A 13,909-nucleotide genomic window follows, 5' to 3' on the forward strand; every position below is an offset into this window, starting at 1 on the left:
ACACCATGCGGACACGTCTGGCACGGCTTTACCAAAAGGGCGATCTCAGGATCGAGACCGATACGGTTGCGGCCCCTGGTCCCGGCGAGGTGCTTCTCAAAATGGCAGCCGCGGGGATTTGCGGCTCCGACCTGCATTATTATCAGGACGGCGGCTTCGGGCCGGTCCGGGTTCGTGAGCCTATCATACCCGGCCACGAGGCCTCGGGGACCGTAAGCCAAGCGGGCGAGGGGGTCGATCTGAAGGCCAGCACGCTGGTGGCGGTCAATCCCAGCCAACCCTGCGGGCATTGCGAATATTGCCAGAAAAACATGCCGATCCACTGCCTGGAAATGCGCTTCATGGGCAGTGCGATGCGCCTGCCGCATGAACAGGGCATGTTCCGGGAATGGCTGGTGGTACCGGCCAAGCAGTGCTTTAAGGTTGGAGCTGCGACGACGGCAGCGGAAGCGGCCTGCAGCGAGCCGCTATCCGTGTGTCTGCATGCCGCATCGCGTGCAGGAGACATTGGCGGCAAACGCGTGCTGGTCACCGGAGCCGGCCCGATCGGCGCCCTGATGGTTGCCGTCGCCTCCTATCATGGCGCAAGCGAGATCGTGGTGACCGATCTCGCGGATGCGGCGCTCACCAGGGCCGAAGCGATGGGCGCCAGCCGCACCATCAATGTTTCCAAGGATGCCCCGGCGCTTGCAGAATACGAGGCGGGAAAGGGCTATTTCGATCTCGTATTCGAATGCTCGGCCGCCGCTCCGGCCATCCGCGGCGCGATTGCCGCCATCAGACCACGCGGAACGATCGTGCAGGTCGGCGTCACAGGAGACGTCCCGATCCCTCTCAACGCCATCGTTGGCAAGGAGCTTCAACTCCACGGAACGCAGCGCTTCCACGAGGAATTCGCGACCGCCGTCGAGTTGATCTCCAGCCGCAAGATCGATGTGCGACCGATCATCAGCCACAGCCTGCCGCTTGAAGAAGCCACCGCAGCCTTCACCCTCGCCGGTGACCGCACGGCGGCCTGCAAGGTGCAACTGACCTTTTAAAACGTGTCGCGGAACTCACACCTCTGCTCGGCGGGCGATGAGCAATCGAATCCGCTCGGCCGACGCGTCTACGCGCGCCTGGCTGCCCCGACGGCATTGCCGCCGCAGCCTTTCACGACGATCGGAGCAAAGATCTACCTCGCCTATCGCGAGTGGAGTGCAGGATCCGAGCGACGAGGGACGACATCACCATTATATCACCCGACGGCTCATCCGGCTGGACGGTGAGCCATTCCCGCAATGCCGAATCGATCGGTTCGCTATAAATAAACGCTATAGCGGCAGAGTGGAGTTGTGTTGGCCAGCGACGCTTTCCTGAACCTACTGTGACGGTGTCAGCGCTGGGCTGACACAACAAGAACCGCGGAAAGCGGTCAGGAGTACGCTGGGCCATATGCCAAGCGTTTGCACCCGAGAACATGGAGTGGGAACATGAAACTTACCGTAAGCCGCAGAGCACTTTTCATTTCTACTGCAATCCTTTCGCTGTCGGTTGCCGTTTCCGGCCTGCCAGAGATCGCGCTGGCAGCGGACGGGACGATCAAACTCGGGCTTGTTGCGCCGATGAGCGGTCCGAATGCGCGCTACGGCGCATTTTCGATGCATGGAGCCGAACTCGCCGTCAAAGACATCAATGATGCCGGCGGCATCGATGGGATGAAGATCGAACTCCTCAACGCCGACAGCCAGGGCACGCCGGTCGAAGGCGTCTCGGCCGCCCGTCGTCTGATTGACCAGGATGGCGTCGACTTCATCATCGGTGATGTTTCCAGCTCGGTGACGCTCGCCATTCAGCCCGTCGCGGAAGATGCCGAAGTGCTTCTCCTGAATGCGGCGTCGTCCAATCCGAAGATCACCTACCAGGCCGGCGTCGGCGGCTTTAAGTGGACCTATCGCAACTATCCGACAGATGAGAACCGGGCGCTGATCGTCGCCAAATATGCTGCAGAGCAGCGCGGCTTCACCAAGTTCGCCGTGCTCTCGGTCGACAGCGACTATGGCCGCTCGGCGATCACCTTCACGAAGAAATACCTGCCTGACTTCAAGGGAGAGATCCTCAGCGAAGACTACTACAAGGAAGGCGAAGTCGACTTCCGCAGCGTTCTCGCCAAGATCCGCGACAATGGCGCCCAGGCCATCATCATGTACGGCCTCGCCGATACGACGCCCATCATCGCCCGCCAGATGATCGAACTCGGAATAGCCGGCAAGGTCGCGCTGATCGGTAATGGCGAGTTCAACACGGAAAAGACCATCAAGTCAGCCCCTTCGGCGCTCGAAGGTGCCGTCGAAGCCGCCGCTTGGCTTCCACAGTTCGACTCGCCCGAAAGCAAGGCTTTCGTCGAGAAGTTCACGGCCGCCTACAATGAAGCCCCGAATAACCACGCCTACGTTCACTGGGATACCGTCAATCTCCTCGCAACGGCGATCAAGCAGGCCGGCAGCGCGGATAAGGTGAAGGTTCGCGATGCACTCTCGAAGATCAAATATAAGAGCCCGGTTGGCGAAGTCACTTTCGACGACCACAACCAGGCCCGATTGCCGATGATCTTGCTGCAGATCGAGAACGGCAAGCCGAGCATCAAAGGTGCATATACCGCGGACATTCAATATCCTGCCAACTAATCTGCCGGGAGGAGTACGCCCATGCTCTCGACCATAGTTGAGCAATCTATGAATGGAATCGTCACTGGTTCCGTTTACGCAATCGTCGCCGTCGGCATGACCATGATTTTCGGCGTGCTGAGAGCCATCAACTTTGCTCACGGCGAGTACTACATGCTCGGCACGTTCGGGGCCTGGTTTGCGATCGACTATCTCGGCCTGTCCTACGAAGCCTCGATTGTCGTGGGGGTTCTTGCGACAATCGCCGTTGCCTATGTGGTCGGGCAACTCGTCATGCGCCGGATGGTCGGCGCGCCCGCTGAGTCGGGCGTGCTCGCCACCCTTGGCATCGCGCTGATCCTGCAGAACACCATCATTCTCGTCTTCGGCGGAGGCTACAAGTTCTTCGCCGGAGGCTATATCGAACCGGTTTCCATCCTGGGCTTCAGTCTGGCCCAGCAGCGCATTCTCATTCTCGTCGTCTGCCTGTTGGTGTTCATCGGCCTCGAACTGATGGTCAGCTACACCCGCCTCGGAATGGCGATGCGCGCCGTTTCCCAGAACGTCGAGTGCTGCAGCGTCGTCGGCATCGATGTGCCGCAGGTGGTGCTTCGAACCTTCATGCTGGGGGCGGCACTCGCCGCGCTTTCAGGTGTTCTGACGGCGCCGGTCAACGTCAGCGTCTATGGCGGCATGGGCGAACTGATCACGTTCAAGACGCTGCCGATCATTATCATGGGCGGTTTGGGGAATGTGCGCGGCACTTTCGTCGCGGCGATGATCCTTGGCGTTGCCGAGAGCTTGGTCGCCACCTATGTCGGCCTGCAATTCCGCGACACCGTCGGCTTCGCCACGTTGATCCTGATGCTGATGTGGCGACCGCATGGCCTCTTTTCGACGCAGGCGCGCTTCTAGCAGCTGCGCCCGCCGACCTTTCTCGAACGACCGAGGACTCGACATGTCTCTGACGGAAACCGCTCAACAGGCACGCAGGCGCGACCTTCGCATACCGCTCGCCGCAGTCCTGGTTGTCCTAGCACTCGCCGCGCCGTTCATCGGCAGCCGCTACATCACCCATTCCCTGATCATCGCCCTGATTTTCATGCTTCCGGCACATGGGCTCAATCTGCTTGTAGGGTATACCGGTCTTCTGTCATTGGCCCAGGCCGCGTTCTTCGGTATCGGTGCCTATACGGCAGGTCTTCTCGCCGTAACCTATGGAACGCCATTCTACGTCAATCTCATCGCTGCGGGCGCCGTCTCGGGGGCCCTTGCCCTTCCGCTCGGCATTCCCGCCTTGCGGCTGCGCTCGACGTCCTTTGTCATGTGTACCCTGGGTTTCGTGATCATTGGCCAGGCCATCGCCAAGAACTGGATCTCGCTCACCCGCGGCGACATGGGACTATCGAGCATTCCAAAACCATACTTCGAGCTAGGCCCGCTTTCGTTCACGGTGTCCGGTACGACAAACTTCTACTATCTTGCCCTGATCATCGGGACCCTCGCCACCTTCGCCGTCTGGGCAATCGTCCGCTCGCCCGCCGGGCGCAACATGGTGGCGATCCGTGAGAACGAAACCCTCGCCGAATCTCTCGGCGTTCCCACATGGCACTACAAGCTGATCGTCTTCATGATCAGCGCCGTGTTTGCCGGGATCGGCGGCTGCCTTTACGCCTATTACCTGACGGTCGTCAGCCCGCTGACCTTCCAGATGTACTATTCGACGACGATGCTGATCATCGTGCTCGGAGGCGGGGCGGGCATGATTTCCGGCACTGTCTTCGGAAGCCTGCTCTTCGTCGGACTGACGGAGGCGCTGCGCATTACACCGGAACTGCGCATGATCGCCTATGGCGTCTGCCTTCTCGTCCTCGTTTTCTGGTTCAAGAAGGGCTGCGCGCCACTCATCAATCGCTTCTGGAATGCGATCGGAGGCGCGAAATGACCAGTCATCTTCCCCTTCTCGAGATCAAGAACCTCAGCAAGTCCTATGGCGCGGTCAAGGCCGTCGACGATGTCAGCATTCACATCGACCGAGGAGAGATCGCAGGTCTGATCGGACCGAACGGTTCCGGCAAGTCGACTTTCTTCGATTGCAGCACAGGCCTTGCGAAGCCGGACGCCGGCACGGTGGTCCTTGATGGACAGGACATAACCGGCTGGTCCTTGAACCGCATCGCCAGGGAAGGCCGCATGCTGCGATCTTTCCAGAAGACCGTCACCTTCAAGTCGCTCGATGTCGAGGAGAACCTGGTAATCGCCGGTCAGATGTTCACCTTCCCGTCCATTGCATCGACCTTCGGCCTCGGAAAGATGTCCCGCCAGCGCATCGATGGTCTCAGGGAGAGAGCCCGCGACCTGATCAAGATGGCGGGTCTCTGGGATGTGCGCCACCAGCCGGCGGGCAATCTGTCGGGCGGACAGCAGAAGCTCATCCAGTTCGCATCCATGCTGATGCCTGAACCGAAGCTCATCCTGCTGGACGAGCCGATGGCCGGGATCAATCCGAAGATCATCGAACGCGTCGTCGACACCATCCGCTATGCGAATAAGTCGCTCGGCGTGAGCTTCCTGGTGATTGAACACAATATCGATGTTGTCACCAGCATCTGCCAGCGCGTCATCGTGCTCGACCAGGGAGCCAAGCTCGTCGAAGGCTTGCCGGGCGATATCATTCAGGATCAACGCGTCAGGGAGGCCTATCTTGGCGGGTAATTCGAACCTTCTGATCCGCGACCTGCGCGCAGGTTACGGCAATCTGGATATTCTGAACGGCGTCGACCTCGACGTGCCCGCCGGACAGTTCGTGGCGCTCATGGGGCCGAACGGAGCGGGCAAGTCGACGCTTCTCAAAACGCTCTATGGCATGACCACGATCAAGCAGGGCAACATCGACTGGCGCGGCAAGAACATCGCGGGCTGCAAGTCGCGAGCCATTCTGGGTGAGGGGATTTCCTTCGTGCCTCAGGGGCGCTGCAACTTTCCCGTCATGAGCGTCGACGAAAATCTTCAGATGGCCGCCTATACTCTCCGCGACGCCAAGGTGAAGGCCGACCGCGATTACGTCTACGACCTCTTTCCGATCCTCAAGAAACGCCGTGCGACGCTCGCCGGCAATATGTCCGGCGGCGAACAGCAGTTGCTCGAAGTGGCGATGGCGGTGCTGCAGCGGCCGAAGGTGCTGCTGGTCGACGAGCCCTCGGTCGGGCTGTCGCCGGCCGCGATCGGCATCGTCTTCGACGAGCTTCTTCGCCTTCATGCAGACGGCATGACGATCCTGCTCGTCGAGCAGAACACCAAGAAAGCCATGGAAGTGGCCCAGCGCGCGGTCATTCTGAGACTTGGCAAAGTCATCTGGGACGGCCTGCCGAAAGACATCACCCATGATGAACTCGGCGAACTTTTCCTGACCGGGAAGATGCGCGGCGAAACAGAAGCCGTCCACTGAGGCGATTTCGCCTCTCAAGGAATCACAATCGAGGAAATCCCCATGAGCACTTTCGTGCCTGCATCGCGTGTGTCCAGAATCAAGGTTTCGCCAAGCACGGCTGCGGCAGCCCGGGCTCGCGAACTGAAGGCAGCAGGTCGCGATATTGTCGATCTGACCGTCGGCGAGCCGGACTTCGACACGCCTGATAACATCAAGGCCGCGGCGCACGCGGCCATCGACAGGGGCGAAACGAAATATACCGCGGTCAACGGCACGCCGGCGCTGCGCAAGGCCATCATCGGCGACTTCCAGCGCCGGCTCGGCCTCAGCTATGCGGACAACGAAATCTGCGTCGGCGGCGGCGCCAAGCAGATTCTGTTTCTCGCGCTGATGGCGAGCGTGGAAAACGATGCCGAGGTAATCATCCCCGCACCATACTGGGTTTCCTATCCCGATATGGTCATCGCCAACGAAGGCAAGCCGGTTATCGTCGAATGCCCGCAGGAAGCGGGCTTCAAACTGACGCCGGAGGCTCTGGAAAAGGCGATCACGCCGAAGACCTTGTGGCTGGTCCTCAACGCGCCGTCCAATCCAACGGGTGCAGCCTATGACAGGAGCGAGCTCGAAGCCCTTGGCGAGGTGCTGTTGCGCCATCCCCATGTCTTCGTGCTTTCCGACGACATTTACGACCAGGTCTGGTTCAAGGACGAGCCGATGACGACGCTGGTTGCCGTCGTGCCGGAACTGAAGGAGCGTGTTCTGCTCACCAACGGCGTCTCCAAGTCCTACGCCATGACCGGATGGCGTATCGGCTATGCGGCGGGTCCAGCCGCCTTGATCGCAGCCATCAACAAGCTGCAGTCGCAGATGTCGTCCTGCCCATCGTCGGTCAGTCAGGCCGCAGCCGCCTATGCGCTATCTTCGGATCAGTCATTCGTCGCGGAAAGCGTAAAGGTCTACAAAGAGCGCCGCGATTATGCGTGCTCACGGCTCAACGCGGTGCCTGGCCTTTCCTGCCTGGTGCCGGATGGGGCCTTCTATCTGTTTCCGAACTGCGCCGGTGTCATCGGCAAGAAGACACCCGAAGGTAAGACAATCGAGACAGACCTTGATTTTGTGCTCTATTTGCTGGATGGCGTCGGGGTCGCGGCGCTGCAGGGTGCCGCCTACGGGATATCGCCTCATTTCCGCCTCTCGATCGCAACGTCGATGGAGGCAATTACGCAAGCATGCGATCGCATCGAACGGGCTGTTGCCGGCCTGCGTTAACCGCAAAAGGCCGGTGGGACTTGCGTCCCTCCGGCCGCAGGCTTTACGTTTTCTCGTGAAACAAGAAGCCGGTGGCCATGAGCGTCGATTTCCGAAAATTGAAGAGCTTCGTAAAGATCGTCGATACGGGCAGCGTATCGCGAGCGGCAAGCCTTCTGCGGACGGCCCAGCCGGCGCTGTCGCAGCAGATTGCCGCTCTGGAGGCGCACTTCAAGCACAAGCTTCTCATCCGCAGCAATGTCGGCATTACGCCGACGGAAGCGGGGCTCATCCTCTATCGGCATGCGCAATTGATGTTGAAGCAGATCGAGCAGGCGCAGGTCGACATCGATCAGGCCGCCAAGTCGGTGGCGGGCCGCGTCTCGATCGGGCTTGCGACCTATTCCTCGTCAAGCGCCTTGTCGCTGCCGATCCTGAAGGAAATGAAAGCCAGGCATCCCCATATCGTCGTCCACATCAATGACAGTTTCGGCCAGATCCTGAGCGAACTGATCATGACAGGTAAGATGGATATGGCGCTGATCTATGCCGCCGCCCCGATCAAGGGCGTCACCCTGCAGCCATTGTTCCGCGAGGAAATGTTCCTCGTCTCGCCGCCGGGCATCCAACTCCCTGGGGATAGCAACGCGCCGCTTCCCCTCTCTGCCCTCCAGGACATCCCGCTGCTTCTTCCCAGCAAGGCACATCTGCTCCGGCGGCTGATCGACGACGCCCTGGCGAGAGCTCGGGCCACGCCTGATGTCGTCTCGGAAATCGAATCCGTTCCGGCTCTCAGCGCGGCGGTCCTCGATGGGCTTGGATCGACCATTCTCCCGGCTTCGGTGGTCACGGAGACGGCGATCTTTTCAGGCGCACAGGTGAGGGCGCTGACGAAGCCGGTGATCGACGCGACCGTGTCGCTCTGCGTCGCCGATCATCTTCCCTTGTCGGAACCTGCCATCGCTGCACGGTCGGTTCTCCTCGATGTCGTGGGCAAGCTCATGAGCAGTCACCATCCCGGAATCAGGCCGGCCTAGCCGGCGGCCGATCCTCGCAACGGCAGTCTGACGGCACATCTCCGATCCGCCATAAGCAAACCCTATAGCGGCAGACTGTAGTTGTGTTAGCCAACGCGCCGGGCATTCCCCTAACCTCCAAGCAGACACCGGGTCCGGGCATCGGATCCGCATAGCGGCGCCTGCCGCGCCGAACAGTCGCTTCGAGGACAAAATGGCAAAACTGGCTTTCGACACGGGCGGTACCTTTACCGACTTCGCGCTCCTGGACGACAAGGGCGACCTTCACCTTCACAAGGTCCTGAGCACGCCGAAGAACCCGGCGGAAGCAGTCGTACAGGGTGTGTCCGAATTGCTGGAAAAATTCGCCGGCAACATCGCCATCGAGAACCTTCAGGTGCTGGGCGCCACCACCGTCGTCACCAACGCGGTCCTCGAGCGCAAGGGCGTCGAGACGGGCTTCGTCACCACCGACGGCTTTCAGGACATGCTGCGTATCCGCAACGAAGGACGCTACGACCTCTACGACCTGAACATCAAATATCCCGACCCGCTGGTTACCCGTGCAAACAGCTTCGGCGCCAAGGAGCGTATCGCAGCCGACGGTTCCGTCATGACCGAGCTCGAGGAAGAGACGGTGCGCCAAATCGCCGGACGCCTGAAGGAGAAGGGCATCCGCTCCGTCGCCGTCTGCCTTCTCCACGCCTACAAATATCCGCAGCACGAGCAACGCGTCGCGGCGCTGCTGCGCGAAGAAGACCCCGATATCTTCGTCTCGCTCTCCTCCGAAGTCTGCCCTGAGATGCGCGAGTTCGATCGCGCCTCGACGACTGTTGTCAACGCCTATACCCGGCCGCAGATGGCCGGCCACGTCGCGCATCTGCAGCGTGAGTTCGCGGCAAAGCGCATCGATCGCCAGGTCCTCTGGATGACGTCCTCGGGCGGGCTGGTGCCGAGCCGGCGTGCTGCAGAACTGCCGGTACGCCTCATCGAGTCGGGCCCGGCGGCGGGTGCCGTGGCCGCTGCCGAGTTCGGCCGCACGGCGGGCGAGGCGAGCGTCTTGTCCTTCGATATGGGTGGCACGACCGCGAAGCTCTGCCTGATCCCGGACGGTGAGCCGAATGTCGGCACCGATCTCGAGGTCGCCCATTATCAGCGCTTCCGCAAGGGGTCCGGTTTCCCGCTGAAGATCCAGTCGATCCAGATGATCGAGATCGGCGCGGGCGGCGGTTCGATCGCCGCCAAAAACCCTCTCGGCCTGCTCGACGTCGGCCCGCACTCCGCGGGCGCCATGCCCGGACCGGCGGCCTACCAGCGCGGCGGCACCCAGCCGACCGTCACGGATGCCGACATCCTGCTCGGATACATGGGCACCGAATCCTTCGTTGGCGGCTCGTTCAAAGTGTCCAAGGAAGCCGCCCACGAAGCGATGGCCAAACTTGCCGACTCGCTCGAGGTTTCGGTCGAGCGCTGCGCATGGGGCATCCATGACCTCGTCAACGAATCCATGAGCAAGGCGGCCGCCATGCATGCGACCGATCTCGGCGTCGATCCCCGGTCGCTGCCCATGGTCGCGTTCGGCGGCGCCGGTCCGGTCCACGCCTATGGCATCGCCCGCAAGCTCGGCATTTCCCGCATCATCTGCCCGACCGGTGCAGGCGTGAGCTCGGCGATCGGCCTGTTGATCGCTCCGGTGGCAGTCGATCTTTCCGCAAGTCATCCGATGGCACTCGACGCCTGGAATATGGATGCCATGAACCGGCTGCTGGACGAGCTTTCGGCCCAGGGCGCCGAAGTCGTGTCGGCAGCGGGCGTTCCGAAGGATACGATCAGCAACCGCTACACCGTCGACATGCGCCACGTCGGCCAGGGCCATGAAATCACCGTGGTTCTGCCTGACCGGACCCTGCCGAAGGAGGAATTCCTCAGTGAGCTCCGCGGCAATTTCTTCAAGCTATACCGCGAACTGTTTGGCCGTACCGTTGCCGCTCCGCTGGAGGTCATCACCTGGCGCCTACGCGCCGGCGGCGAAAAGGATCAGGTCACGCGCCCGCACGAGACCGTCGTTGCCGACGCGAAGAAGGGCAGCCGCAAGGTCTATTTCCAGGAGATCGGCAGCGTTGTCGAGACTGCGGTCTACGACCACTACAAGCTTCCTGTGGGTAAAGAGGTCAAGGGCCCGGCAATCGTCGAGCAGCGGGAATCAACTGCTGTCGTCGGCCCAAGCGGCGTCTTCCATGTGGATGCCCATGGCAACCTCGTGATCAACATTCACTAAGGGGTACTCAGATGTCGAAACCCGCCACCGATTTCAACGACCCGATCAACCTTCAGGTCATGTGGAACCGTCTGATCTTCATCGCGGACCAGGCCGACAACGTCCTCGGCAAGACGGCATTCTCGCCGATCGTCCGCGAGAACCACGACTACGTGACCGTCCTCCTGGACAACAAGGGACGGGCGCTGGCGCAATGCACCTGGTCGATCCCGGTCTTCATCACCTCGCTCCCGGCGGCGGCCCAGAACTATTTCCTGCCGAAGTTCCCGGCAGACAAGCTCGAAGAGGGCGACGTGCTGGCGACCAACGATCCGGAAATCGGCACCGGTCATCTTCCCGATGTCACGATGATCACGCCGATCTTCAAGAACGGCAAGGTCGTCGCCTATGCCGGGTCCATCGCTCATCTTCCCGATATCGGCGGCGCCCCTTTGCATTCCGAAGCGAGCGACATCTACGAAGAGGGCATCCGCTTCCCGATTATCAAGCTGCTGAAGGCCGGCGTTCCGAACCAGGACGTCTTCGACATCATCGAAGCGTCGGTACGCCTTCCGACCGAAGTACGCGGCGATCTCGAGTCGATGATCGCTGCCAACAACGTCATGGGCCGCGAACTCGTCAAATTCCTGGATGAATACGGTCTCGACGACGTCGAGGGCCTGGCGACCGCCATCCATTCCCGCTCCGAAGCGCAGACCCGCAAGGCGATCCGGGAATGGCCGAACGGCAGCTACGCAGCCGAGGTTCTGCTTGATGGTTACGATGTCGACGTGACGCTGAAGGCTTCGGTGATCATCAAGGACGACTCGATCCATGTCGATTACACCGGCACCTCCGATCAGGTTCTGCACTCGATCAACTGCCGGACGAACTATCGCTATGCCCATTCGGTCTATGCTCTGAAATGCCTGCTCGACCCTGAGACCCCGAATAACGAGGGCTGCATCGTCCCGATCACCGACGAGGCTCCGCTCGGCTGCATCCTCAATCCGCAGCACTGGACGGCGGGCAATTCGCGGAACCTGATCGGGCACGTCATTCCTTCGCTGATCTTCAAGGCGCTCGAAGGCGTCGTGCCCGAGAAGGTTATGGGCGACAGCGGCGGCGCGCCGATCTGGGCCGCCAATTGCGTCGGTCAGCGCAACGACGGCACGCAATATGGCTCCGTCCAGAATTTCCACGGCGGGCAGGGCGCGCGCGCAGAGCTCGATGGTCTGGACACGCTGAGCTTCCCCTCGAACTGCAAGGTAACGGCCATCGAGATGTTCGAGGTTGCCGTGCCCGTGCTGACGGAGCGGAAGGAACTGATCGCGGACTCGGGTGGAGCAGGCAAGCATCGCGGCGGTCTCGGCCAGCGAGTCGTGCTCCGCAACCTCGGCAAGAGCCCGATGAACATCTATCTCGCTTCCGAGCGTGTCCGCCATCCCTGCTTCGGCGTCGTCGAAGGGCAGAGCGGATCGGCAGGAAAGGTCATGAAGGACGGCAAGCCCCAGTTCCCGAAGGGCAAGGTGGTCCTGAAGACGGGCCAGCGCCTCGAGGTAGAGACGCCTGGCGGCGGCGGTTGGGGACCTGCGAGCGATCGTTCGTCTGCACTCATCGAGCAGGATCTTTCCGAAAACCTGATCACGGCGAAGGCTGCGAAGGAAATTTACGGCTATTCTGGCCCGATCGCTGCTGCGGCCGAATAGGGGAAACCATGGGACTTCTTCAAGGAAAAATCGCTCTGGTAACAGGAGCCGGCTCCGGCATCGGTCGCGAGACCGCCCTGCTGCTGGCAAAGGACGGCGCCACCGTCGTGCTGACCGGGCGGCGGATCGAACCGCTGCGCGAGGTGGCGGCCTTGATCGAAGAGGCTCATGGCAAGGCCGTCGCGCGTGCGCTCGATATCGAGACGCGTGAAGAGATCTTTGCGGCCGTGACGTGGATCAAGGAGAGCGTCGGACCCGTCGACATCCTGGTGAACAATGCCGGCAGCGCAAGCAAGGTGCTGAACGCGCGTTTCTTGAGCGAGGCTGAGTGGGCCTCCACCCTTAACATCAATCTGACCGCCGTCTTCAACCTGACCCAGGCGGTCCTTCCGGACATGATCGCGAGCGGTGAGGGAACGATCATTACGGTCTCTTCACTCGCGGTGATCAACCCCAACCTGCTCGGTGGCGCGGCCTATGGTGCGGCCAAGGCCGGCGTGAAAAACTTCATGACCTTCCTGCACAACACCTATCGCAATCAGGGGATCCGGGCGACGACGATCCTGCCCGGCGAGACGAATACGCCGATCATGGACAATCGCGCGCGGCCTCCTCTGGAGGAGGAACGTGCCGTCATGATGGATCCTCATGACGTCGCCCGTGCGATCGTCCTCTGCGCCAGCCTGAACAAGAGCGCCGTGATCCCCGAGCTTCACATCTGCCCGACATTCATGCGGGACACGTCAGCGGATATCGAAATTGCGCGTTGGGTCGGAGCGCCGGCCGATACGCCGGATATGCCGAAAAAATAGAATTGGGAGGACCTTGATGAACGGAGCCAAATTGCGCGCCCGGCTGGTGGCCGGCGAGGCAGTCACCATGTATACGCCGCACCACTCCTCGTCGGGCCTGGCAGCCCGGCTGGTGGAACTCGGCGCCGATTCCGTCTTCGTCGACTGCGAACACGGAACCTGGAGCTTCGACGATGTGCGCATGACTGCACAGATTGTCCGTTCTGTCGGCGGAGCGGCGATCGTTAGGCCGCATTCGCACGAACGCCCGATCCTCATCAGGTATCTCAATGCGGGCGCTGACGGCATCATGGTCCCGATGGTGGACACGGCGGAGCAGGCTCGCGCCATCGTCGATGCCGTCCGTTACGCTCTTCCGTCCGACTTCGACAAACGCCTGGTGGTGGCGATGATCGAGACGGTGGATGCCATCGACAATCTCGACGAGATGCTGGAGGTCGACGGCATCGACGTCTTCTTCATCGGGCCTGGCGATCTCTCGCAGAATATGGGCTATCCGCCGGCTCCGCCCTTCGGCGAGCCGCGTCCCGAAGTGGTCATGGACAAGGTCTCGGTCGCCGTCGACAAGATCCGCGATGCAGGCAGGGTTGCAGGCACGCTTGTTACCACCGATGAACTGCCTCATTGGCTGCAGAAGGGTGTTCAGTTCTTCTACATCCACACCGATCCCTTCCTGCGCCGCGGGATTGCCGGCATCAGGCAGACGCTCGCGCGATAGCAGGCGGAACTGGGCCACCTTTTCTGAGGCATCTGCTGCACGGTTTCGCGCGACATGGTCTAAAGCAATTCCAG

Annotated in this window: 12 protein-coding genes; all 12 read left to right on the plus strand. The window is 61.2% G+C overall.

Annotated elements, in window-relative coordinates; translation table 11 throughout:
* Positions 1-5 precede the first annotated feature (5 nt).
* The 12 genes from AB8B31_RS25210 to AB8B31_RS25265 all read left to right on the plus strand — a co-directional run bounded on the left by AB8B31_RS25210 (position 6) and on the right by AB8B31_RS25265 (position 13,835).
* Positions 6-1,040 (plus strand): L-idonate 5-dehydrogenase, encoded by a 1,035-nt coding sequence (locus AB8B31_RS25210; RefSeq protein WP_439007539.1) that lies wholly within the window; start codon positions 6-8, stop codon positions 1,038-1,040.
* A gap of 432 nt (positions 1,041-1,472) precedes the next feature.
* Positions 1,473-2,666 (plus strand): ABC transporter substrate-binding protein, encoded by a 1,194-nt coding sequence (locus AB8B31_RS25215; RefSeq protein WP_018245442.1) that lies wholly within the window; start codon positions 1,473-1,475, stop codon positions 2,664-2,666.
* Positions 2,667-2,687: 21 nt separating this feature from the next.
* Positions 2,688-3,560 carry a branched-chain amino acid ABC transporter permease gene (locus AB8B31_RS25220; protein ID WP_018245441.1) on the plus strand — a complete coding sequence of 291 codons (873 nt, stop codon included), beginning with the start codon at positions 2,688-2,690 and terminating at the stop codon, positions 3,558-3,560.
* Between the two features lie 43 nt (positions 3,561-3,603).
* A complete protein-coding gene (locus AB8B31_RS25225; protein ID WP_018245440.1) occupies positions 3,604-4,590 on the plus strand; it encodes a branched-chain amino acid ABC transporter permease in 987 nt (328 codons plus the stop codon).
* Positions 4,587-5,360, plus strand: coding sequence for an ABC transporter ATP-binding protein (locus AB8B31_RS25230; protein WP_018245439.1), 774 nt, complete (start codon positions 4,587-4,589; stop codon positions 5,358-5,360). The genes AB8B31_RS25225 and AB8B31_RS25230 overlap by 4 nt, the downstream gene beginning before the upstream one ends.
* On the plus strand, positions 5,350-6,093 hold the full coding sequence (locus AB8B31_RS25235; protein ID WP_018245438.1) for a branched-chain amino acid ABC transporter ATP-binding protein: 744 nt from the start codon (positions 5,350-5,352) through the stop codon (positions 6,091-6,093). Before AB8B31_RS25230 ends, AB8B31_RS25235 begins: the two co-directional genes overlap by 11 nt.
* Before the next feature lie 42 nt (positions 6,094-6,135).
* Positions 6,136-7,344 carry an aspartate transaminase gene (locus AB8B31_RS25240; RefSeq protein ID WP_018245437.1) on the plus strand — a complete coding sequence of 403 codons (1,209 nt, stop codon included), beginning with the start codon at positions 6,136-6,138 and terminating at the stop codon, positions 7,342-7,344.
* A 77-nt stretch (positions 7,345-7,421) separates the two neighbouring features.
* Positions 7,422-8,360 carry a nitrogen assimilation transcriptional regulator NAC gene (gene nac / locus AB8B31_RS25245; protein ID WP_018245436.1) on the plus strand — a complete coding sequence of 313 codons (939 nt, stop codon included), beginning with the start codon at positions 7,422-7,424 and terminating at the stop codon, positions 8,358-8,360.
* Positions 8,361-8,553: 193 nt separating this feature from the next.
* Complete coding sequence (locus AB8B31_RS25250) at positions 8,554-10,617, plus strand: hydantoinase/oxoprolinase family protein (RefSeq protein ID WP_018245435.1); 2,064 nt, start codon at positions 8,554-8,556, stop codon at positions 10,615-10,617.
* Between the two features lie 11 nt (positions 10,618-10,628).
* Positions 10,629-12,305: a hydantoinase B/oxoprolinase family protein gene (locus AB8B31_RS25255; protein WP_018245434.1), complete on the plus strand. Its 1,677-nt coding sequence runs from the start codon at positions 10,629-10,631 to the stop codon at positions 12,303-12,305.
* 8 nt (positions 12,306-12,313) lie between these two features.
* Positions 12,314-13,117 (plus strand): SDR family oxidoreductase, encoded by an 804-nt coding sequence (locus AB8B31_RS25260; protein WP_018245433.1) that lies wholly within the window; start codon positions 12,314-12,316, stop codon positions 13,115-13,117.
* Between the two features lie 16 nt (positions 13,118-13,133).
* Positions 13,134-13,835 (plus strand): HpcH/HpaI aldolase family protein, encoded by a 702-nt coding sequence (locus AB8B31_RS25265; protein WP_018245432.1) that lies wholly within the window; start codon positions 13,134-13,136, stop codon positions 13,833-13,835.
* Positions 13,836-13,909 lie beyond the last annotated feature (74 nt).

Source organism: Rhizobium sp. 62_C5_N11_2, from assembly GCF_051811185.1.
GTDB classification, from domain to species: domain Bacteria; phylum Pseudomonadota; class Alphaproteobacteria; order Rhizobiales; family Rhizobiaceae; genus Rhizobium; species Rhizobium leguminosarum.